We start from the raw sequence: 21,740 nt of genomic DNA on the forward strand, positions 1-21,740 counted from the left end.
ATCCACTGCTACATCCGAGGCCGCGGCGACGACGACGGCGGAGCACGCCGCCGCCGAGATCGCCGCCCAGTTCAAGGGCCAGAGCAAGGACGACACGCTGCGCGACTATCTGGCGATGCTGCGGATCCGTCGCTTCGAGGAGTCTGCCGCGCGCGCGTACACGCGCGGGAAGATCAGCGGCTTCCTCCACCTCTACATCGGCCAGGAGGCGATCGCGGTGGCGACCAAGCAGGCGATCGCGGCCCACGACCGGGTCGTCTCGGCGTACCGCACCCACGGCTTCGCCCTCGCGCTCGGCAGCGACATCAAGGCCTGCGCGGCGGAGCTGTTCGGCAAGGCGGCGGGGCTGGTCGGCGGGATGGGCGGGTCGATGCACTTCTTCGACAAGGCGCACCAGCTGTGGGGCGGCTACGCGATCGTGGGCAACCACATCCCGGTCGCGACGGGGCACGCCTTCGCCAGCAAGTACACCGGCGACGGCGCGGTGACCCTGGTGTTCATGGGCGACGGGGCGGTCGGCATCGGCCCGGTGCACGAGGGCATGACCCTGGCGGGGGTGTGGAAGCTGCCGATCGTGTTCGTCGTCGAGAACAACCAGTACTCGATGGGCACGCCGCTCAAGCGCAGCGTGCCGGTCGAGGACATCACGGCGCGGGCGGCCGGCTACGGGTTTCACAGCGACCGCTTTCACGTGACCTCGGTGCACGAGACGCGGGCCCGCATCGCCGCGGCGGTGGACCGGGCGCGGGCCGACAACCAGCCGAGCCTGCTCGAGCTCATCACGTACCGCTTCCGCGGGCACAGCATGAGCGACCCGGCGAAGTACCGGCAGAAGGAGGAGGTCGACACCTGGCGGCTGCAGGACCCGCTCGAGCGCACGCTGCTGGCGCTGCAGCAGCTGCACGGCCTCGACGAGGCGACGCTCGAGCAGCACGACGCGAAGATCATCGCCGAGGTCGACGCGGCCTACGAGTTCGCCGAGGCGACGCCGCAGCCGCCGCCCGAGGCGCGCTTCGAGAACATCCTGGTGGGGGAGTAAGCCATGGCCATCTTGCAGATCCGTCAAGCCATCCGCGACGCGATGAAGGAGGAGATGCTCCGCGACGAGCGGGTGTTCCTCATGGGCGAGGAGGTCGGCCACTACAACGGGGCGTACAAGGCCAGCGAGGGGCTGCTCGAGCAGTTCGGGGCGCGGCGCGTGATCGACACGCCGATCGTCGAGACCGGCTTCGCCGGGGTCGGGATCGGGGCGGCGATGTGCGGGCTGCGGCCGATCATCGAGTTCATGACCTTCAACTTCTCGGCCGTGGCCTTCGACCAGATCTTGAACAACGCGGCCAAGATCCGGCACATGACGCACGGGCAGTTCGGGGTGCCGATCGTGTTCCGCGGGCCGAACGCAGCGGCGCACATGCTGGGTTCGACGCACAGCCAGGCATTCGAGCCGTTCTACGCGCACATCCCCGGGCTCAAGGTGGTCGCGGTGGCGACCCCCTACGACGCCAAGGGGCTGCTCAAGTCGGCGATCCGCGACGACAACCCGGTGGTCTTCCTCGAGGCCGAGCTGATGTACTCGGTGAAGGGCGAGGTGCCCGACGAGGAGTACACGATCCCGATCGGCAAGGCCGACATCAAGCGCGAGGGCAAGCACGTCACGCTGATCACCTGGGGGCAGGCGGTGCCGATCTCGCTGAAGACGGCCGAGCTGGCGGCGAAGGAGGGCATCGAGGTCGAGGTGATCGACCTGCGGACGCTGCGGCCGCTCGACACCGACGCGATCCTCGCCAGCGTGATGAAGACCAACCGCGCGGTGGTGCTGTTCCACGGCTGGCCCTACGGCGGGGTCGGCTGCGAGGTCATCGCCCGCATTCAGGAGCTGGCCTTCGACCACCTCGACGCGCCCGTGCTGCGCGAGTGCTACGAGGACGTGCCCTTCCCGTACGCCGAGAACCTCGAGCACCTGTGCCTGCCGACCCCCGAGAAGGGGCTCGCGGCGGTCAAAAAGGTGCTCTACAAGCGATAACGGGCGATAACGGGCGATAACGGGCGATAGAAGCGACAGAAGGAAACAGACGCCATGGCAACCGTGGTCCAGCTCCCGCGACTCAGCGACACGATGGAAGAGGGCGTGATCGCCAAGTGGCGGATCAAGGTCGGCGACAAGGTCAAGCGCGGCCAGGTCATCGCCGAGATCGAGACCGACAAGGCGACGATGGAGTTCGAGTCATTCGACTCGGGCGTCGTGCTCAAGCTGATAGCGACGGAGGGCGAGACGCTGCCGCTCGGGGCGCCGATCGCCGTGCTCGGGCAGGCGGGCGAGAGCCCGGACGGGGCGAGCGCGGGTGCCGGCGCGAGTGTTGGCGCGAGCGAGCCGGCAGCGGCGACGCCGGCGGCTGAGGCGAGCAAGCCGGCAGCGGCGGCTGAGGCGAGCAAGCCGGCAGCGGCGGTGGCCGAGGCGGCGGCGAGCAGTCCCGAAGGCCAGGTAGCGAAGGACATGTCCAAAAAGCCAGCCGGGGACGGCGCGCGGGTGCCGGCGTCGCCGCTGGCGCGGCGTCTGGCGCGGGAGCACGACCTCGAGCTCGGCGAGATCAGCGGCAGCGGCCCGCACGGGCGGGTCGTGAAGGCGGACGTCGACCAGGCGATCGCGGCGGCTGGCAAGCCGCCAGCGACCGCTGCGGCTGCGGGGACGAGCGCTGCTGCGGCGCCGGTTGCTGCGGGGACGCGCTCGGGGGGAGCGACGGCCGCGGCCGCCGTGAAGTCCGTGGGTGCGGCGACGGCCGAGGTCGACGCCGACGGGCGGCCCTACGTGTCGCGCCCGGCGCGGACGATCAAGCTGAGCCAGATGCGCAAGACGATCGTCAAGCGCATGGGCCAGAGCAAGCGCGAGGCGCCGCACATCTACCTCACGACGGCGATCCGCATGGACCGGGCGCTGGCGGTGCGGGCCGAGATCAACGCGGCGGTCGACGGGACCAAGGTCAGCGTCAACGACCTCATCGTGCTGGCCTGCGCCAAGGCGCTGCGCAAGCACCCGAAGGTGAACGCCAACTACACCGAGGCCGGCATCGTCGAGCACGGCGACATCCACGTCGGCGTGGCGGTCGCGCTGGACGACGGGCTGGTGGTGCCGGTGGTCCGCTTCGCCGAGCAGAAGTCGATCACGGCGATCTCGCGCGAGACGCGGGACCTCGGCCTGCGGCCAAGGCCAAGGAGCTGCGCCCGGAGGAGATGGCGGGGAGCACCTTCACGATCAGCAACCTCGGGATGCTCGGCGTGGAGAGCTTCATGGCGGTGATCAACCCGGGCGAGGGGGCGATCCTCGCGGTCGGGGCGACGGCCGACGAGGCGGTGGTCGAGGACGGGGCCGTGGTGATCCGCAAGGTCATGCGCGTGACGATGTGCTCCGACCACCGGGCCTTCGACGGGGCCGACAGCGCCCGCTTCCTGCAGACGCTGAAGGCGCTGCTCGAGGCGCCGCTGGCGATGTTCAGCTGAGCGAGCGGCCGCTGACCGCGGTGACGAGGGCGGCGAGGCTGGTGCTCGCGTCGCCCTCGACGCGCTGGATCGCGAGCTCGATCAGGTCGATCGGGGTGGGGTCGTCGGCGGCGAGGAACGCGAGGGACAGGGCGGCGTGCTCGTCGTCGAGGATCCAGCGGCCGCCGTGGCGGGCTCGCAGGAGCTCGCCGGCGAAGGCTGCGAGCTCGACGACGGCGCGCCAGTGGCGGAGCTCGTCGGCGTCGCGGAGGACGATCGGGGTGGCCTGCTCGAGCTGCGCGAGGCCGGCGAGGTCGCGGCCGAGCCCGCGATCGCGCGCGATGCGGGTGGCGAGGCCGGCGAGGGCGAGGCGGACGATCGCGGTGAGGTCGGGCGGGACGCCAGCGAAGGGGTGATGGACGTCGGTCCACAGCTCGGCGCCGGCGGCCGCGATCGCGGCGCGCAGGAAGGCGGGCGGCAGATGCTGGCACCTGTACTCGAGGACAGGTGGCGGAGCATCGATCGGGAAGTCGCGCCGCGGCGAGCGCAGGCGCAGGGCGGCGTAGATCAGGGAGAGCTCGGGCTCGGCCTCGATGTGGGCGGGGCGGCGGTGGTCGGTCTGCAGCCAGCGAGTGCGGCCCGCAGGGTCGGTGTAGACGAGGTCGACGCAGTCGAGCGAGCTGAACAAGGCGGGCACGCTAGCATGCGGCGGCGGGGGGGCCGGTGGGCGCGGGCTTGCTCGCGGCGGTGGGGTGTCGGGGTAGCGCGGGTCCGTGGTAGGGTGGCGACGTGCGGGGACTGCCTCGAATTCTCCTCGTGGCTGCGGTGGTCGTGGCGCCGCTGGCGTGCGCGAGCGGGCCGCGGCGGACCAACGGCGAGCTGCGGATGCCGGTGGCATCGAGTTCGTCGGGGGCGTCGGGGTCATCGGGGCGGACGACGCGGCAGCAGGTGCTGGACCGCGACCGGGCGTTGATCGCCGGGCTGGCGACCAGCCTCGCGTTCGGGATCGTCGGGCTCGGGATGCTGCTGGCCAACGCCAACCTGGCGCGACCGGCCGACACGGCGCCGCCACCCGGGATGCCGGCCGTGTTCGCGGTGTCGGGCGGGGTGATGAGCGCGGGCTTCCTGGCGGCGATCCCGTTCGGTGTGGCGGTCGAGCGCCACCGCAATCGCCATCCGGAGTACTTCAGGCCGCGTGCGCCGCGGCCGAGCGCGTCGCTGCGGCCAGGGGTTCGTCTCGCGCCGACGCCCGCGCAGCCGTGACGGCGGGCCGTCACCGGGCACGATCGCTGATCGCCGACGCTGCCCCGAAGATCGGTGCTCGCGGATCGCCGAGCGGTGATCGGCGATCAGGGCGTGAAGGCGTGGTCGAGGGTCAGGCCGCCCTGGTTTTGCGAGAAGCGGTGGCGGCGAAACAGGTCGGCGATGCAGCGGGCGGCCGGGCTGCTGGCGAGGGTGGCGGTGGCCCGGGCGGCGCCGCTGGGGTCGATCTCGACGCGGACCGGGAACTGCTGACCCTTGATCAGGCGGGTGTGCTGGGCCAGGCAGGCGCGGGCCTTCGGGGCGATCTTGCGGTCGATCTCCTTGCGCACGGCGGCGACTTGCAGACGCACGGGGCGGGGCGGCTCGCTCGCGGCTGGTTCGACGCGCGGGGGCGGAGCGCGGGTCGCAGGCGGGGCGGGCGGGGCGAGGTGCAGGGGCAGGCGCGGCGCAGGGACGGGCTCGGCGAGCGCGAGCGGCGGGGCGGGGGCGTCGGTCTGGAGCTGCTCGGGCGCGGCGGGGATGAGGGCCCAGGTGAGCGCGCCGGTCGCGAGGACGACCAGCAGGGCGGCGCCGAGGTAGATGCCGAGGGGACGGCGACGCGTCGGGGGGACGGGTCGGTGGGCGCGCGAGGCCTCGCGGCGCATGGCCGTGAGGTACGAGCCGGTCGGCACGGCGCCGCTCTCGATCGCGATCTGCAGGGTGTCGGGATCGAGGGTGGCGGCGACGGCCTCGGCGAGCTCGGCCATGCTCTGGAAGCGCTGGGCGGGGTCCTTCTCGAGGCTGCGGAGGACCAGGGCGTCGACGGCCTCGGACACGCGCGCGGGGATCTTGCTGCGCAGCGGGGCCGGGCGGTGCTGGAGGTGGCCGAGCAGGATGTCGGCGAGGGCCTCGCCGGTGAACGGGCGCTCGCCGAGGAGGAGCTCGTACATGAGGATGCCGAGCGCGTAGATGTCGACGCGGTGGTCGGCGGTCTTGCCGGAGAGGAGCTCGGGGGCGACGTAGGCGGCTGTGCCGTAGACGGAGCCGCTGACGGTGCGCGGACGGTCGCCGTGGAGGTTGCCGGCGAGGTCCTTGGCGATGCCGAAGTCGATGATCTTGACGTAGTCTTGGGCGCCGTTGAAGTCGGTGACGACGCAGTTCTCGGGTTTGATGTCGCGGTGGACGATGCCGCGGGCGTGGGTCGCGGTGAGGGCGTCGCAGATCTGCAGGACCATCGGGCCGAGCCGGGCCCACGGGAGCGGGCCGCTGCGCGCGAGCAGGGTCGCGAGGTCCTCGCCGTCGAGCAGCTCCATCGCCATGTAGGCGAGGCCCTCGGGGGTGAAGCCGACGTCGATGATGTCGACGACGTGGGGGTTTCGCACCAGCGAGGCGGCGCGGGCCTCCTGCAGGAAGCGACGGACGACGTCGGGCTGCACGGCCTGGTCGGGGTGGAGGATCTTGATGGCGAGCTGGCGGCCGACGGCGACGTGCTCGGCGAGGTAGACGGTGGCCATGCCGCCGTCGCTGAGGTGCTCGAGGATGCGGTAGCGGTCCGCGATCACGGTGCCGACCGGGTCGTCGAAGCGCAGGGCTCCGGCGGGCAGGCTGTCGGACGCAGGGGGTGTGGTCGGGACCATCGAGCCCCGGGATCCTAGCCAGGTTTGAGCGCGTGAACGTTGGCTAAAAGCGCAGACCGAGGCCGCCGGGGCCGACGGCGACGCGGGTCCGCGGCCGCGTCTTGGCGAGGGCCATGAGGGCCGCACCGGCGACGAGGGTGACGCCAGCCAGGACACCGCCGACGACGGCGAGGCGGTTGCCGGCGCGGCCGCGCTGGATCAGGCCCTCGGCGAGCAGGGCGTCGATATCGCGCCCGGGATCGGCGGCTCGCTCGTCGCGCAGGCGGGACTCGGCGTGGGCGCCGACGCCGAGGCCGGTGGCGAACAGGGCGAGGCAGAGGCCGCCGGCGCCGAGCAGGGCGGCGCCGGCGATCACCCGCGGGTCGGGGCCGGGGACCGGGGCGGGGGCGAGGCGCAGCGGGGGTGCACGCGGCGGTGGCACCTCGGCGACGGGCTGGTCTTCGGGACAGGTCGCTTCGGCCAGCTGGGCGTCGAGCTCGTCGCGCAGCTGGAGCGCCTGGCGCACGCCGTCGAGCTCGTGGGCGGCGAGGCCGTGGGCCGCGTCGGCGGCGGCGAGGTAGTCGCGGACGAGGGTGCGGGCGCGACACAGCTGCGCGGGGTCGTGGCTGCGGGCGTGGGCCTGGCGGCGGGCGGCGACGCTGTCGAGGAGGGCGAGGGCGCGGCTCTCGTGGGTCTCGCGCGACTCGACGAGCAGGGCGAGGACCTCGGCGTAGCGGTCGGCGGCGGCGGCGAAGTCACCGGCCTGGGTGGCCTCGTTGGCGGCGCCGTAGATCGCCTCCAGGCGGGCGCGCTCGTCGGATGGCGGCGCCTCGCTGCTGTGGGCGCCGGCGTGGGCCGGGGTCGCGAGGGCGAGGACGACGGCGGCGATCAGGGTCCGCAGGCCCCTGGCGCCCTGGCGGGCACCCGCCTGCAGGCCCGCTGGGCCGCGATCCTGGCGCTTTCGCGGGCAAATGCGAGCCGCAAGGTACACCGGTGTGCAGGATCACCGATGGCCGGCCCCGGTGCAAGCCGACGAGGGTGATAGCATCGGCCGATGTTCGCGCGGAGCCAGCGACGAGCCGGCCGGCGCTCGCTGAGGGGCGCCGCGGGGCTGGCTCTCGGGGGGCTGCTCGGCTGCTTCGTGCCGGATTTCCTGGCTTATACGCCGTGCCTGAGCGCGGACAGCTGCGCGGAGGCCGGGCTGCTCGGCTGCCTGTTGCCGCCGGCGGACAGCGGCCTGCGCGGGCTGTGCACGCTGGCCTGCGAGGACGACGCGGGCTGTCCGGAGCCGGCCGACGGCGACGCGCCGGCTCGCTGCGCGGGGGTCGGCGAGCGGCACCTGTGTGTCCTTTCGTGCATGGACGGAGAGACATGTCCCGAGGACATCTTTGCGCCGCGGTGACAGGCGTCGATGGCGGGACGGCGTCGCTGTGCTTCCCGGAGGCGGCGCCGTGAGGGGCTGGGGCGGCTGTGGTCGGCGGGCCTTTGGCGCGGGTTGTGGCTGGGGCTGGGGCTGGTGCCGGTGGTGGCGGCGGCGATGGTGCCGGTGCACGCGCAGCAGCAGCCGATCGTGGCGCCCGTGCGCGGGGCGGGCGATCAGTTCGGGTCGGCGATCGCGGTCGACGGCGACTTCGCGGTGATTGGCGCGCCGACGCGGACCTCGGTGTACCTGGGCGCGGGCGCGTTCTATCTCCTGCAGCGCAGCGGCGACACCTGGACGGTGACGCTGACCTACGACGAGCTGACGACGACGAGCCCGAACCGGGCGCTCGGGAGCTCGCTGGCGATCCGCGGTGATCTGCTGGCCGTGGGGGCGCCCGGGGCCAACGCCGTCGGGCAGACCTACCTGTACCGCTACACGCGGGGGCTCGGCTGGACGATGGCGACGCTGCTCGGGTCGCCGCTGCCGACGGTGGGGGCCCGCTTCGGCGCGGCGGTCGGGGTGGCGCAGGGGCAGGTGCTGGTCGGCGAGACGGTCGAGAGCTTGCCGCCGGTCGACATGGTGACGGGCAAGGCCCATGTGTTCGACGAGGCGAGCAGCTGGGTCGCCACGCAGACGCTGACGCCGGTCGACAGCGAGGCCGGCGATCGCTTCGGGCTGGCGATCGCGGTCGACGGCGACATCGCGGTGATCGGGGCGCCAGGCAAGGAGGGGGCGCGCGGGGCGGCCTATGTGTGGACGCGCTTCGGCGCGACGTGGACGCAGGCGCAGAAGCTGGTGATCGCGGGCGACCGGGTGATCGACGACTTCTTCGGGCAGACGGTGGCGGTGGCGGGGGAGCGGGTGCTGGTCGGGGCGTACGGCCGCAATGGTCAGCTCGGGGCGGCGTACCTGTTCGTGCGCAGCGGCGACACCTGGACGCAGACGCAGGAGCTGACCGCGGACGAGCCGACGATGTTCGAGGTGTTCGGCGGGCGGGTGGCGCTGACGTCCGAGCACGCGCTGGTGGCCGGCTGGGGCTACGAGTTCGTCGACGCGATCGGCTCGCGCGGGGGCGGGTACCTGTTTCGCGGCAGCGGCGAGGCGCTGACAATGCTGGCGGCGCTGCGGGCCGACGACGGGGTGCCGGGCGATCTGCTCGGCGTCGGCGCGGCGCTGTCCGACCAGGCGGCGCTGCTCGGCGCGCCCTTCGACGACGCGCCGGCCAATCCGCCCAACATGAGCAAGGCGCCTGGCTCGGCGCAGGTGTTCGGGCTGCTGCAGGCGGTCGGGGAGGGCTGCGTCGACGACCTCGACTGCGGGGCGGAGGCCCGCTGCTGCGAGGATGTGTGCGCCGAGGTGTCGCTGTGCGCGGTGGCCGGCTCGAGCAGCGGCGGGGGCGAGGGGTCGAGCGGCGGGGCGGCGACGACGCCGACGACCGGCGGTCCAGAGCAAGGCAGCAGCGGGACGGGCCCGCCGGGCGTGAGCTTCGAGCCGGGTGAGGCGGGCTGCGCCTGCGGGGCGACGCGGCCCAGCGGCGTCGCCGCCGCGTGGTGCTTCGCGCTGCTGCTGAGTTTGCGCAGGCGACGGGTGGCGAGTCGCCGGGTCGGGATGTAAGAGTTTCATTGCCGCTGCAACGAGGGCGGCGTCGCGGACGAACGCCGGCCATGCACACACGCAACACGGCAGCGATCATCGGGATCGGGATGATGTGGGTCGCGCTCGTCGCTGGCTGTTACACCGGGGCGGTGGCGCAGGAGGCGAGCGAGGGCGGTGAGATCGAGGGCAGCGGGGGCAGCGGCGGCAGCGGGGGCGCGGCGGGTGAGAGCAGCGGCGAGGTCGGCGAGAGCAGCGGCGGTGAGTCCGAGGGGCGCATGCTGGACGCGGGCAACCAGGCGCCGGAGATCGTCGACCCGGGGCCGCAGAGCGTCGCAGAGGATGAGTCGCTGGCGCTGGCGCTGACGGTCCACGATCCCGACGGCGATCCGCTGCGGGTGTGGGCGCTGGGGCTGCCGCCCGGGGCCAGCTGGGACGAGCCGGCGCGGGTGCTGCGGTTCCGGCCGGACTTCATCCAGGGCGGGCAGCAATGGACGGTGACGATCGTCGCCGACGACGGGGCGCGCCGCAGCACGCTCGCGGTGGAGGTCGCGGCGAGCGACAGCATCCGTCCGCCCGAACCGGAGATCCTCGGGGTCGAGGAGCTCGACGGCTTCACTCGCATCACCCTGTCGCAGATCCCGGACGACTACCTGGCGAGCCCGGGCAACGCCGGCCAGGAGTTCGCTGCGTTCGTGATGGTGCCGGCGTTCATGGACGAGGCTGAGCGCTTCCCGGTGCGGATCGGGCTGCACGGGATCGGCACCGCGACGCCGCCGAGCAGCGGCAGCGCCAGCGAGTTTCGCATCGGCCCGCACGACCCGGACAACACCTACTGGTGGGGCTACGACGCCGGCCTGCCGGACGCCGACCCGCTCGGCGTGGACGTGCCGGACTACACGCAGCGGCGGGTGATGCACCTGCTCGGCTGGGTGCTGGAGTCGTATCCGCAGGCCGACGCGGGGCGGGTGTACGTGGCCGGGAGCTCGATGGGCGGGGCCGGGGCGATGACGCTGGGGCTGTGGTACGCGCGGCACTTCGCGTACCTGAGCGCGCAGCTCGGGCAGTCGGTGCCGCGCAACCACCGGCCGTCCCGCGTGGCCCAGCTCGAGGGGCTGTGGGGTCCGAGCGACGCGCCGGTGTGGGACAGCCTCGACCTGACGTGGGTGCTGGCGACGTCGGCGGAGGCGCGCGAGCAGTACCTGTTCGTGCGGCACGGCAAGGACGACCCGACGATCCACTTCGGGGCCGCGGTGCGGGCGAGCCCGCGGACCGGCGAGCGCTTCTACGACGCGCTGCAGGGGCTGGCGGTCGGGCACCTCGCGGTGTGGGACGAGGGGGCGCACGGTCCGGCGGACCCGAAGCTCGGCGCGGGCTGGTGGGACGAGAGCTTCTCGCCGATCTACGACGGGACCAGCTTCCTGCGCAGCGACCTCGCGTTCCCGGCCTTCAGCCTGTCGTCGGCGGACGGCGATCCGGGCGACGGCGGCGGCAACGGCAAGCAGAGCTGGGACGTGAACGCCGGCTACGCGGGCGTGCTGGAGGTGGCGGGGGACACCGGCTGGAACGGCGAGATCGCGGGGGCGCTCAATCGTTTCTTGCGCTGGGACGCGACCGCGATCGTCGACACGCTCGACCGCTTCGCCGTGCCGCTGCACGTCCACGACGGCGACGGTGAGGATGCGCCGGCGGCCGGGTACCCGAGCCGTGGCGATCGCTTCGACGGCGAGCTGCCGGTGGTGGTCGACGTGACGCCGCGGCGAGTGCAGGCGTTTCGTCTGCGGCCGGGCGAGGTGGTGGCGTGGCGCTTCGGCGCGCAGTCGGGCGAGGCGAGCGCGAACGCGACGGGCGAGCTGACGATCCCGGGGCTCGAGCTGGGGCTCGACTGGCAGCTGCTCGAGCTGCGTCGGGTGGCGATCCTGGTGCGCTGAGCGACGGGTGAGGGCCGCGGGGGCGCTGCGGCTCAGGGCGCCGGCTGGCCGTCGCGGCGGGCCTCGCTGAGCAGGCGCTCGAGCAGCTGGATCTGCTGCTGTTGCATCTGCACGAGCTCGGACCACTGGCGCTCGCGCAGGAGGTCGAGCTTCTCGTGGAGGTAGCGGATCTCGAGCTCGGCCTTGAGGTTGACCTCGTAGTCGTGGGCGGCGTCGGCCCGGTCGCGGGCGGCCTGGCGGTTCTGCGACATGAGGATGACCGGGGCCTGGAGGGCGGCGAGCATCGACAGGGCGAGGTTTAGCAGGATGAAGGGGAAGGGGTCGAAGGCGCCGCGGCCGAGCGAGATGTTGAAGACGATCCACACGGCGAGCACGCCGAGGCAGATCAGGATGAAGGTCCACGAGCCGCCGAAGCTGGCGATGCGGTCGGCGATGCGCTCGCCGAAGGTGCGCTCGTCGTCGAGGGCCTGCTGAACGTCGCGGCTGATCGCCGTTCCGGCCCGCAGGGCCTCGACGACGCGGAGCTCCTGGGCGTCGAGTTCACGGGGGTCGCCGGTCGGCTCGGGGGGCTGCATGGCCTGGCGAGCCTACACCGGCGGTCTGCGGTTCAGGAGGTGGCGATCACGGCGAGGCCCAGGACGACAGGTAGGGGACGAAGGGAGCAGGCCGACGCGCACGAGCAGGGTCATGAGGGCGCGCAGGGTCAGGCTGCCGACCGCGAAGCTGGCGGCGAAGCCGAGGGCGTAGCTGGTCGGGGCGATGCTCGTGGCGCTGCCGTGCTGCCACAGGTCGAGCGACTCCTTGAGCGAGGCGCCGAGGATCGCGGGGATCGCGAGCAGGAAGGAGAAGCGGGCCGCGGGCAGGCGACCGAGGCCGAGGGCCATCGCCGCGGCCATGGTCGTGCCGCTGCGCGAGACGCCGGGGAGGATCGCGACCAGCTGGGCGAGGCCGATGACGAGGCCCTGCCACGGGCGCGGGGCCTCGAGGCTGGCGACGCTGTCGTCGCGCCGGTGCGAGAAGGCGAGCAGGGCGGCGGTGATGAGGAAGCCGCAGCCGATCCAGCGGGTGCTGGTCTCGGCGGCGAGGACGATCGCCATGGTGGTGTCGCTGAGCGCGAGGGCCAGCGGGAGGGTGCCGACGATCAGGGCGAACAGGAGGGCGCGGGCGGTGTTCAGCGGCGGGCCGACGCGCGCGGGGACCAGGTCGCGCGAGGGGCCAGGTGGGGGGCCAGGGTTAGCACCTGGCCCATCGGACAGGTCGTCGGCGAGCGCGGGGCCAGTGTGTGGGCCTGGCCGTGAACCTGCCCCATTGGACAGGTCGTCGGCGAGCGCGAGGGGGTCGCCGACGGGGGCTGTGGGGGTCCCGGTGTGGTGGACGATCGCGACCTGGCGCGGCTGGAACACGGCGCGGGCGAGGGCGCCGAGGTCGTGGCGGTAGAACAGCAGGACGGCGACCAGGGTGCCGGCGTGGACGACGATGTTGAAGGTGTGGCCGCCGCTGGCCGCGTCGACGCCGAGCCAGGTCTGGGCCAGGGCGAGGTGGCCCGAGGAGGAGATCGGGAGGAACTCGGCGACGCCCTGGAGTGCGCCGAGGGCGAGGGCCAGCAGCGGGCCCATGCCGGGGTCGCTCACGCATCCTCCGCGGGGGCCTCGTTGGCGGCGGAGCTGTCCTCCGGGACAGCCGGACGCGTGCTGTCCTCCGGGACAGCCGCGGACGCGTGCTCGGCGGAGCTGTCCTCCGGGACAGCCGCGGACGCGTGCTCGGCGGAGCTGTCCTCCGGGACAGCCGCGGACGCGTGCTCGGCGGAGCTGTCCTCCGGGACAGCCGCGCGCGCGCGCTCGACGACGCCGCGCTCCCACAGCTGCTCGTCGATCGCGCGCATGAGGGCCGCGGTGCTGCGGCGCTCGTTGGCGCTGATGAAGTAGGTGTGGCGGTCGGCGTCGGCGCGGCGGTGGTTGAGCTCGTCGGGGCCCAGGCGGTCGATCTTGTTGTAGACCCACAGGCGGGGCACGGCGCCGGCACCGATCTCGCCGAGGATCGCCTCGACGGTGGCGCGCTGCTGGTCCTGGTCGGGGTCGCTGGCGTCGACGACGACGAGCAGGAGGTCGGCCTCGGCGACCTCCTCGAGGGTGGCGGAGAAGGCCTGGACGAGCGCGGGGGGGAGGTCGCGGATGAAGCCGACGGTGTCGAGGAGGACGACCTCGTAGTCCTTGGGGAAGCGGATCCTGCGGACGCTGGGGTCGAGGGTGGCGAACAGCTTGTCCTCGGCGACGACGGCGCTGTCGGTGACGGTGTTGAGCAGGCTGCTCTTGCCGGCGTTGGTGTAGCCGACGATCGCGACCACGGGCACGCCGGTGCGCCGACGCAGGGCCCGACGCTGGTCGCGGCGCTGCTTGAGCGCGAGCAGGCGGCGCTCGAGGTCGTGGATGCGCTCCTTGGCGCGGCGGCGGTCGATCTCGAGTTTGGTCTCGCCGGGGCCGCGACCACCGATGCCGCCGGCGAGCCGCGACATGGCGGTGCCGTGGCCGATCATCCGCGGCAGGAGGTAGCGCAGCTGGGCCAGCTCGACCTGCAGCTTGCCGTCGGCCGAGGTGGCGTGCTGGGCGAAGATGTCGAGGATGAGGGTGGTGCGGTCGATGACCTTGAGGTCGGTGCGCTCGCCGATCTCGCGGGCCTGCGAGGGGGTGAGGTCGGGGTCGCAGATCAGGAGCTCGACGTCCTGGGCGAGGGCCCGCACGAGCACGTCGCGCAGCTTGCCCTGGCCGAAGAAGGTGCGCGGGTCGGGGCCGGGGCGGCGCTGGGTGGCGAGGTCGACTAAGTGGAGGCCGTCGGTGCGGCACAGCTCGCGCAGCTCCTGCTCGCGGGCGTGCAGCTCGGGGCCCTCGCCCTGGTGGATCATGAGGGCCATGGCGCGGGTGCCCTGCGACTCGGCGCGCGCGCCCGCGGTGGCGGCGACGAGGCCGGCCTCGAGGTCGCGGATGAAGCCGAGGAAGTCGGAGGGCATGTCCGCGGCGGGCCGCATGCCGGTGGTGTGGCCGGGGTCGTCGTCGTCGCGGGCGAGCACGCCGAGCGGGACGCGCGGGAAGCCGCGCACGACGAAGATGTCCTTTGAGCCAGGTTGTGGCGGGGCCAGGCTGGCGAGGTCGATCTGGACGCCGGCGGGGCCGGTGTGGATCGCGGCGAGGAGGTCGAGGCGCAGCTTGGCGAGGTCGGCGAGCTCCTCGCGGGTCGGCGGGTCGGGGACCAGGTGGGTGAGGACCAGCCGGACGCCGCGCAGGCGGCCGCCCTGGCCGCGCACGCGGGTGAACTCCGGGAGGGCGAGGCTGTGGGCGTCGCCGAGGATGACGCGCTGCACGCGGCCGCGGCGGTCGATGAAGAGGCCGAGCTGGCGGTTGAGCTGGTGCGAGAGCTCGAGCAGGTCGCGCGCGAGCACGGCCGAGATGACGCTCGTCGGCGGGACCTGGCGCGCGCCGAGCCGCTGCAGCGCGCGGGCCTGGCTGCTCTTGAGGTTCGCCGTGTCGCCGTGGACGATCGGGTCGCTCACGAGGCGTCGCTGTCGCCGGTGTCAAGCACGCGCAGGGCCACGGCGAGGGCCTGCTGGGCGTGCAGCGCGGCCTCGCGGCGGCGGTGGAGCCCAGCCTCGGCGCGCTCGAGGTTGCCGGTCAGGTCGTCCTGGATCGCGACGAGCTCGCGGATCCTGGCGGCGGCCTCGTCGGCCTGGCTCTGGGCCTGGTCGGCGGCGATGTCGGCGGCCTGCTGGAGGCGCTGGATCTCGGCGCGGGCGTGGGCCTCGGCGGTGGCGAGGTTGTGGGTGAGGCGCTGGATCTCGGCGCGGGCGCTGTCCTCGGTGGCGGCCAGGCTCTGGGTGAGCTGGGAGATCTGGAGGCGGGCGTTCTCCTCGGTCTCGGCGAGCAGCTGGGACATGCGCTCGCGCTCGTGCTGGGCCTGCTGCTGGGCCGCGGTGAGCTGGCGCTGGGCCTGCTGCTGGGTGTCGGCGAGCTGGCGCTGGGCCTGCTGCTGGGTGTCGGCGAGCAGGTGCTGGGCTTGCTGCTGGGTGTCGGCGAGCTCCTTCTGCAGGCCGTCGACGGTGATGCGGTGCTCCTGCGTGAGCTCGTCGATCTCGGCCTGGTGCTGATCACCGAGCGAGGCGATGGCGGCGGCGCGCTCCCTGCGGGCGGTGGCGAGGCCGTCGGCGAGCTCCTGGCGGGCCAGCTCGAGCTGCTGGGCGAGGCTCGCGGCCTGTTCGCGGGTGTTCTCGAGGTCCTCGTGGATGCCGGCGACCTGCTCCGAGAGCGCCTGCACGCGGGCGGCGAGGCCGTCGCGCTCCTGCTCGAGCTCGGCGATCTGGCTGGCCTGCGTGGCGATGTGCTGGCGGGCCTCGGTGGCGGCGGCGCCGGCCTGCTGTTGGGTCTGGGCGAGCTGCTGCTGGACGCCGGCGAGCTGGGCCTCGGTGTCCTTGAGCTTCTTGAGGGTGACCTCGAGGCGGGTCTTGAGGCCCTCCTCGCGCTTGAGCAGCGTCTGCTTGTCGCGCTGGGCGGCCTCGGCGGTCTCGCGCGAGGAGAGGACCTGCTCCTGCGAGCTGACCAGCTGGGTCTCGAGCTCGCCGAGCTGGGCCTGGAGCTCGCGGTGGTGCTTCTTGGCGTCGAGGACGGCGCGCTCACGCAGCTCGAGCTCGTCCTTGAGGGCGAGGATCTCGCGGTTCTTGGCGTTGAGCTGCGACTTGAGCTGGAGCGCCTCGCGCTGGGCCTTGAAGCCGGCGCCGGACGACTCGCCGTCGCCGACGGCGAGCTCGGGGACGGGTCCGGAGATCCGGCTGGCGCCGGAGGCCTCGCTGACGACGCCGCTGCGCGAGCGGGCCGGCGGCTCGGCGCTGCGGCGCACGGCGACGGTATGATCGTCGTCGTCGCGGAGCTCACCCGTCTGGTTGCCGCTGGTGGCGGTCAAGTTGTTGAACTCGTCGGCGAACTCGCGTTCGAACTGCTGGTGCGGGGCGGGTGGCGGGGCTCGGATGCCGGAGGGCTCGCTGAGCTCGACGTCGAGGCGGGGGCGGGCGCGGGCCTCGGGGCGGGAGATCGGGCGCGGACTCGCGGGCGCAGCGGCGGCGGCCGGGGCGGCGCGGCCGGGCTCGCCGAGGTTCAAGTACGGGCGCACGGCGGCGAGCAGGCGATCGGCGTCGACCGGGAGGCGCAGGTACTGGTCGGCGTGGGTCTTGAGGTTGCGGTGCTGCTCGATGACATCGTCGCTGGCGTTGGACGAGTAGAGCACCAGCGGGATCTTGCGCGTGTCCTCGTTGCGGCGCAGGCGGTTGCACACCGAGAAGCCGGTGGTCAGCGGCAGCTCGGCGCGCAGGAGGATGATGTCCGGCGCGGCCTGGCGGGCGACGTTGACGGCCTCCGGTCCGTTCTCCGTGACCGTGAACTCGAACCCGTACGGCGCGAGGATGCTCTTGAGGGTGGCGGGAGTCTTGCCGTCAGCGTCGATGATCAGGGCAGAGAACACGGGCGGCAGGTTATCCGACCTGCCGGTGCTGTGACCAGAGGCGCGCCGAAAGTCGAGGCGGGGTGGGGCGCGGGGGGCGGGTCGTGGGGTGCAGGGCCGGGCTGTCGGGGCGGGTCCTGGGCCAGGAGCAATTGCTGGCCAGGCGCGGCGTTGCTGGCCATGGCGGGGCGCGGGGCGATTTGGCGCATGATGAACGGTCGCGGGTGCGGGAGTTGCCGGGCCGGGGGCCGCGTCGGATCGGGCCGGGACCGGAGCCAGACCTCCGGACCTCGCCGCGTCGACGAGCCGGGCGCGGCGGGTGTCGGGGCCGGGCCTTTTGGACATGTTCCTTTGGACATGTCCCTTGGCGCAGGCCGTGGCGCGTGGCGACGCGCGTGTGTCCAGAGCGGCGGGCCGACGCGCGGCGGCGTGGCTTGACCGGGGTCGGCGGTCTGGCTACGAAGGATCGGTTTTTGGCGGGAGGTGCTGCGATGGGCGTGCGTCATTGGTCGGTGTTGGTGTCCCTCACGGTGGGCAGCGCGGGGCTGCTGGTGGCGCATCCGTTGCTCGCTGCGCCGCAGCTCAAGAAGACGACGCCGCAGGTCGCAGTGCAGCCCGCGCGCAAGCTGGAACCGGCGCCGGGGACCGGGGGCGGGCGCTTCGTCACGTTGCCGCAAGCGGGCGGCCCGGTGGTGCGAGACAACCAGACCGGGCGCATGTGGCTGCGGGCGCCGGCGACCAGCAAGTACGGGTTCGCGGCGGCGAAGGCCGCGTGCGATGCGAAGGTTGTCGGGGGCCACGACGACTGGCGGCTGCCTCGCATCGAGGAGCTCAAGGGTTTGCTGTCCGGACCGGTGGAGGCGCCGCTGCCGGCGGGGCACCCGTTCACCGTGACCGGGACGTACTGGTCGTCGACCGAGACCTCGGACACAGGGGCGCTGCAGATCCTGGTCTTCAACGGCAACATGTTCCACGACATGAAGACCAGCGAGCTCGGGGCGTGGTGCGTGCGCGGCGGGGGCGACACCTCGTACCCGAACAGCAACCCGCGCTTCCACGTGATCGGGGCGGATGTCGAGGACGCGCAGACAGGGCGGCTGTGGAAGCGGCAGCCGACCGGGATCGGTGGCTGGCACGCGGCCCGGATCGAGTGCCGGGCGCACGGGGCGGGCTGGCGGCTGCCGACGATCGCCGAGCTGACGGGGCTGCTCGACATGAACGCGGCGGAGACCAAGCTACCGGCGGGGCACCCGTTCCTCAACGCGTGGGCGCCCTATGATCAGCGGCAGATGTGGTCGAACGACTCGAGCAGCATCAGCGCCGCGGCGACGCTGCGCTTCGCGGACGGCGTGGTCGGCGGGGCCGACAAGGCGGCGTCCGACGGGATGAGTCGCTGCATCAAGATGGACCTCGGCGCGGCCTGGCCGGTCGGTCCGGTGGGTCGCTTCGCGCTGCGCCTCGGCGACGCGGCGGTGCTCGACCAGGAGACGCGGCTGCTGTGGGAGCGCGCGCCGGCGGCGAGCGGCGTGCAGTACCCCGACGCGGCGGCGGCGTGCGCGGGCAAGTCGATCGCCGGGGTCGGCGGGTGGCGGCTGCCGACGCTCGTCGAGATCACGACGCTGATCGACTACAACATCTCGAGCGGGGCCAAGCTGCCGGCGGGGCACCCCTTCGTCGGCATCGTCACGGGCGACTACTGGACGACCACGCCGCACACCTCGGACATGAAGACGCTGGACCTCGGCAACGGGCTGCCGGGGCACATGTCGCAGATGGGCGGGCACCTCTACGGCTGGTGCGTGCGCGCCGAGCCGTGACGGCTGGTGCGTGCGCGCCGGGCCGTGGTGTGCGCGCCGAGCCGTGACGGTCCTTGTGCGGGGGCTCAGCGCGGGCGCTCGGCGTCGCGGAGGGCGTGGCCGAGGCTGAGCAGCAGCATGTACTCACGGGCGTCGCGCAGGGTCTGTTCGTCGCCGCTGCTGAGGGTGTGGCGGACGCCGTCGGACTCGAAGGCGACGGCGGGCCGGCCCTGGACCTGGCCGAGCCAGTAGCTGCGGCCGCGGTACTCGTGGGCGCGGCTCGGCCCGGGCTGCTCGGCGCCGGCGGGCCCCCTGGCGGGCCCCCTGGCGGGCCCCCTGGCGGGCTGATGGCGATCGAGCACCAGGCGGGCGCCGACGCGGCGCTTGACGATGACGGAGCGGGCCTCGCCGAGCTCGGGGTTGTCCCCCGGGAGGGCCGCGCCGACCAGGCGCACGCCGGCGGCGGGGCGTTCGCCCGGAGCTTCGGCGCCGACGATCAGCGGGGCGGCGGTCGCCACGGTGCTCGCGGCGGTGGCGACGGTCGGGCTGGCCTCGAGGACATGTCTCTCGGTTCCTGTCCGCGTGACCAGGAAGAGGGCGAGGGCGGTGGCGCCGGCGGGGACCATGACGGCGGCGCCGCGGAGGAAGCTGCGCAGGCGGGCGGCGAGGCCCGGGCGGAGCTCACCGGCGGGGCGGAGCTCGGCCTCGGCGGCGTGCTCGCGGTCGACGGCGTCGAGCTCGAGCAGGACGCGGGCCTGCAGCGCCTGCGGGGCTGGCTCTCGGGACATGTCCCGGAGGACCTGGCGGACGGTTCGTTGCTCGTCGACCATGTCCCGAAGGACAGGATCTTCGGCGAGCACGGCCTCGACCCGGGCGCGCTCGGCGGGCCCGAGCTCGTCGTCGACGAAGGGCTGGATGAGGGCGATGAGGCTGTCGCTGGCGGACTTGGCTTCGGGGCTCATGCTTGACCTCGCTTGCGGTACGCGGCGAGCGACACGGGCGGCTCGGCCTTTGCCTCCACGACCAGGCCGGCCTCGACGGCGGCGGGGTAGAGGAGGGTGTGGAGCTGGCGGCGGCCGCGGTAGATGCGGCTCATGACGGTGCCGATCGGGCACTCCATGACCTCGGCGATCTCCTTGTAGGAGAGGCCCTCGATGTCGGCGAGGGCGACGGCCATGCGGTAGTCCGGGGGGAGCTGCTGGAGGGCGGCGTCGATGCGCTCGCGGGTGCCGAGGCGGCCGAGGGCCTGCTCCGGGGTGAGCATGTGGGCGGGGGCGGGGCCGCAGGCGCCGTCGTCGTCGGCGCTCTCGTGGTGGACGGCGAGCGCACCGTTGGCGATGCGGTCGCGGTTGGCGGTGTGATAGCGGGTGATGAAGGTGTTGCGCACGATGGTGAAGAGCCACGAGCGGACGCTCGTGCCGGGCTTGAAGCTGGCCCAGAAGCGGTAGGCGCGGACCATGACGTCCTGCGCGAGATCTTCGGCCTCGGCCCGGCTCCGGGTCAGGCGGAGGGCCATGCCGAAGACGCGGTCCAGCTGGGGGAGGACCGTGTCCTCGAAGGCGCGACGAGCAGCGGCGTCCATGCGGGGGTCGGAACCGGAGGGGGTCATGGGCTATTCCCGTGCGCTTTCTCGTGTTCCTCGAGCGGTGTCGGAGCGGGGGTGGAGCGGCGGTCCGCGGGGGCAGGCGCGCCATCACGGGGTCCGGGGCGAGTATGTTCTCGCCGCGATGACCACGCGACCGTCCGTCACGGAGCCCGAGGCAACATACACGAGCCCGCTCGGCCAGCGCTACGCCACGCCGGCGATGCTGGCCAACTTCTCGGACCGGCGCCGGGTGCTGCTGTGGCGCGACCTGTGGATCGCCCTGGCGGAGGCCGAGCGGGGGCTCGGGCTGCCGATCTCGGCGGCGCAGGTCGAGGCGCTGCGGGCCGCTCGCGAGCAGATCGACATGGGCCGGGTCGCCGAGCTCGAGGCCCGCCTGCGTCACGACGTGATGGCGCACGTGCACCACTTCGGCGAGGTGGCGGGGGCGGACGCGGCGAAGATCATCCACCTCGGGGCGACCAGCTGCTTCGTCACCGACAACGCGGAGCTGGTGATGATCCGGGCCGGGCTCGAGCTGGTGATGGACCGGCTGGTGGCGGCGCTCGAGCGGCTGGCGGAGTTCGCCCGGGCCCAGCGCGAGCAGCCCTGCCTGGCCTTCACGCACTTCCAGCCGGCCCAGCTGACGACGGTCGGGAAGCGGGCCTGCCTGTGGGCGCAGGACCTGGGCCTCGACCTCGAGACGATCGCGGCGCTGTGCGAGCGCCTGCCGCTGCGCGGGGTGAAGGGGACGACGGGGACGCAGGCGTCGTTCCTCGGGCTGTTCGCGGGCGACCACGCGAAGGTCCGCGAGCTCGATCGACGGGTCTGCGCGGCGATGGGCTTCGCCAAGTCGATCGCGGTGAGCGGGCAGACCTACACGCGCAAGCTCGACACCTGGGTGGTGTCGGCGCTGGCCGACGTGTGCGGCTCGGCGGCCAAGCTGGCGACCGACCTGCGCCTGCTGGCGCACAAGCGGGAGGTCGACGAGCCCTTCGAGGCGCACCAGGTCGGGTCGTCGGCGATGGCGTACAAGCGCAACCCGATGCGCAGCGAACGGATCTGCAGCCTGGCGCGCTTCGTCCACTCGCTGGCGAGCAGCCCGCGCGAGACGCACGCGAATCAGTGGTTCGAGCGCACCCTCGACGACAGCGCGAACCGGCGGCTGGTGATCACGGAGGCGTTCCTGGCGACCGACGCGGTGCTGAACCTGGTGGTCGACGTGTGCGGCGGGCTGATCGTCCACCCGGCGGTGATCGCCGCCAACATGCGCGACGAGCTGCCGTTCATGGCGACCGAGGACGTGATCATGCGCGGGACGGCGGCGGGGGCGAGCCGGCAGGCGTTGCACGAGGCGGTGCGCACGGCCAGCCTGGCGGCGGTGGCCGGCATGAAGGAGGGAGCGGGCAACGACCTGGTCGCGCGCATGCTGGCCGACCCGGAGCTGGCGCCGCACGTGAACCCGGGGGCGATCGACCCGCGGCGCTACGTCGGGCGCGCGCCGGAGCAGGTCGACGAATTTCTCGGCGAGACGCTGGGGCCGCTGCTGGCCGCACACGCGCAGCGTCGCGGTCGCTTCGTGCCGGGGGTGCGGGTCTAGCAGCC

At 73.3% G+C, this 21,740-nt stretch carries 17 protein-coding genes and 1 pseudogene; 9 read left to right on the forward strand and 9 right to left on the reverse strand.

All coding sequences use genetic code 11. The annotated features are described in order from the left end of the window. Nucleotides 1-115 precede the first annotated feature (115 nt). The 3 genes and pseudogenes from IPJ59_RS15335 to IPJ59_RS15345 all read left to right on the forward strand — a co-directional run bounded on the left by IPJ59_RS15335 (nucleotide 116) and on the right by IPJ59_RS15345 (nucleotide 3,495). The gene (locus IPJ59_RS15335; protein WP_366524607.1) at nucleotides 116-1,039 is read left to right on the forward strand and encodes a thiamine pyrophosphate-dependent enzyme; all 924 of its coding nucleotides are present in this window, start codon (nucleotides 116-118) and stop codon (nucleotides 1,037-1,039) included. 3 nt (nucleotides 1,040-1,042) lie between these two features. Next, on the forward strand, nucleotides 1,043-2,023 hold the full coding sequence (locus IPJ59_RS15340; protein ID WP_293251960.1) for a pyruvate dehydrogenase complex E1 component subunit beta: 981 nt from the start codon (nucleotides 1,043-1,045) through the stop codon (nucleotides 2,021-2,023). Between the two features lie 93 nt (nucleotides 2,024-2,116). Beyond that, nucleotides 2,117-3,495, forward strand: a pseudogene (locus IPJ59_RS15345) (dihydrolipoamide acetyltransferase family protein). Here IPJ59_RS15345 and IPJ59_RS15350 read toward each other — a convergent pair. After that, nucleotides 3,488-4,162, reverse strand: a complete 675-nt coding sequence (locus tag IPJ59_RS15350) for a hypothetical protein (protein ID WP_293251964.1) — start codon at nucleotides 4,160-4,162, stop codon at nucleotides 3,488-3,490. The pseudogene IPJ59_RS15345 and the gene IPJ59_RS15350 overlap by 8 nt on opposite strands. Before the next feature lie 101 nt (nucleotides 4,163-4,263). Here IPJ59_RS15350 and IPJ59_RS15355 point away from each other — a divergent pair, with 101 nt between their 5' ends. Next, the gene (locus IPJ59_RS15355) at nucleotides 4,264-4,737 is read left to right on the forward strand and encodes a hypothetical protein (RefSeq protein WP_293251966.1); all 474 of its coding nucleotides are present in this window, start codon (nucleotides 4,264-4,266) and stop codon (nucleotides 4,735-4,737) included. Nucleotides 4,738-4,823: 86 nt separating this feature from the next. Here the strand turns inward: IPJ59_RS15355 and IPJ59_RS15360 are convergent, their stop codons facing one another. After that, nucleotides 4,824-6,353: a serine/threonine-protein kinase gene (locus IPJ59_RS15360; RefSeq protein WP_293272289.1), complete on the reverse strand. Its 1,530-nt coding sequence runs from the start codon at nucleotides 6,351-6,353 to the stop codon at nucleotides 4,824-4,826. 43 nt (nucleotides 6,354-6,396) lie between these two features. Beyond that, nucleotides 6,397-7,323 (reverse strand): hypothetical protein, encoded by a 927-nt coding sequence (locus IPJ59_RS15365; protein WP_293272290.1) that lies wholly within the window; start codon nucleotides 7,321-7,323, stop codon nucleotides 6,397-6,399. Nucleotides 7,324-7,386: 63 nt separating this feature from the next. Here IPJ59_RS15365 and IPJ59_RS15370 point away from each other — a divergent pair, with 63 nt between their 5' ends. The 3 genes from IPJ59_RS15370 to IPJ59_RS15380 all read left to right on the forward strand — a co-directional run bounded on the left by IPJ59_RS15370 (nucleotide 7,387) and on the right by IPJ59_RS15380 (nucleotide 11,279). After that, nucleotides 7,387-7,734 (forward strand): hypothetical protein, encoded by a 348-nt coding sequence (locus IPJ59_RS15370; protein WP_293272291.1) that lies wholly within the window; start codon nucleotides 7,387-7,389, stop codon nucleotides 7,732-7,734. A 93-nt stretch (nucleotides 7,735-7,827) separates the two neighbouring features. Then, complete coding sequence (locus tag IPJ59_RS15375) at nucleotides 7,828-9,369, forward strand: FG-GAP repeat protein (protein WP_293272292.1); 1,542 nt, start codon at nucleotides 7,828-7,830, stop codon at nucleotides 9,367-9,369. A gap of 50 nt (nucleotides 9,370-9,419) precedes the next feature. Continuing rightward, nucleotides 9,420-11,279, forward strand: a complete 1,860-nt coding sequence (locus tag IPJ59_RS15380) for an alpha/beta hydrolase-fold protein (protein ID WP_293272293.1) — start codon at nucleotides 9,420-9,422, stop codon at nucleotides 11,277-11,279. Between the two features lie 32 nt (nucleotides 11,280-11,311). Here the strand turns inward: IPJ59_RS15380 and IPJ59_RS15385 are convergent, their stop codons facing one another. From IPJ59_RS15385 to IPJ59_RS15400, 4 genes are read right to left on the reverse strand one after another with little or no spacing between them, the layout of a single operon-like run. Then, nucleotides 11,312-11,854, reverse strand: a complete 543-nt coding sequence (locus tag IPJ59_RS15385; protein ID WP_293272294.1) for a DUF1003 domain-containing protein — start codon at nucleotides 11,852-11,854, stop codon at nucleotides 11,312-11,314. Between the two features lie 12 nt (nucleotides 11,855-11,866). After that, nucleotides 11,867-12,910 (reverse strand): undecaprenyl-diphosphate phosphatase, encoded by a 1,044-nt coding sequence (locus tag IPJ59_RS15390; RefSeq protein WP_293272295.1) that lies wholly within the window; start codon nucleotides 12,908-12,910, stop codon nucleotides 11,867-11,869. After that, the gene (hflX, locus tag IPJ59_RS15395) at nucleotides 12,907-14,823 is read right to left on the reverse strand and encodes a GTPase HflX (protein WP_293272296.1); all 1,917 of its coding nucleotides are present in this window, start codon (nucleotides 14,821-14,823) and stop codon (nucleotides 12,907-12,909) included. The genes IPJ59_RS15390 and hflX overlap by 4 nt, the downstream gene beginning before the upstream one ends. Then, the gene (locus IPJ59_RS15400) at nucleotides 14,820-16,778 is read right to left on the reverse strand and encodes a response regulator (RefSeq protein ID WP_293272297.1); all 1,959 of its coding nucleotides are present in this window, start codon (nucleotides 16,776-16,778) and stop codon (nucleotides 14,820-14,822) included. Before IPJ59_RS15400 ends, hflX begins: the two co-directional genes overlap by 4 nt. Before the next feature lie 470 nt (nucleotides 16,779-17,248). Here IPJ59_RS15400 and IPJ59_RS15405 point away from each other — a divergent pair, with 470 nt between their 5' ends. Then, nucleotides 17,249-18,574 carry an Lcl domain-containing protein gene (locus tag IPJ59_RS15405; protein ID WP_293251988.1) on the forward strand — a complete coding sequence of 442 codons (1,326 nt, stop codon included), beginning with the start codon at nucleotides 17,249-17,251 and terminating at the stop codon, nucleotides 18,572-18,574. A 65-nt stretch (nucleotides 18,575-18,639) separates the two neighbouring features. On the opposite strand, the gene IPJ59_RS15410 is transcribed toward IPJ59_RS15405, so the two are convergent. After that, on the reverse strand, nucleotides 18,640-19,515 hold the full coding sequence (locus IPJ59_RS15410; RefSeq protein ID WP_293272298.1) for an anti-sigma factor: 876 nt from the start codon (nucleotides 19,513-19,515) through the stop codon (nucleotides 18,640-18,642). Then, entirely contained in the window at nucleotides 19,512-20,162 is a 651-nt protein-coding gene (locus tag IPJ59_RS15415) for a sigma-70 family RNA polymerase sigma factor (protein ID WP_293272299.1), read from the reverse strand. Before IPJ59_RS15415 ends, IPJ59_RS15410 begins: the two co-directional genes overlap by 4 nt. A gap of 118 nt (nucleotides 20,163-20,280) precedes the next feature. On the opposite strand from IPJ59_RS15415, the gene purB reads away from it, so the two are divergent. Further along, nucleotides 20,281-21,735 (forward strand): adenylosuccinate lyase, encoded by a 1,455-nt coding sequence (gene purB / locus IPJ59_RS15420; protein ID WP_293272300.1) that lies wholly within the window; start codon nucleotides 20,281-20,283, stop codon nucleotides 21,733-21,735. Nucleotides 21,736-21,740 lie beyond the last annotated feature (5 nt).

It is taken from the genome of Nannocystis sp., assembly GCF_016714285.1.
Taxonomy (GTDB): domain Bacteria; phylum Myxococcota_A; class Polyangia; order Nannocystales; family Nannocystaceae; genus Nannocystis.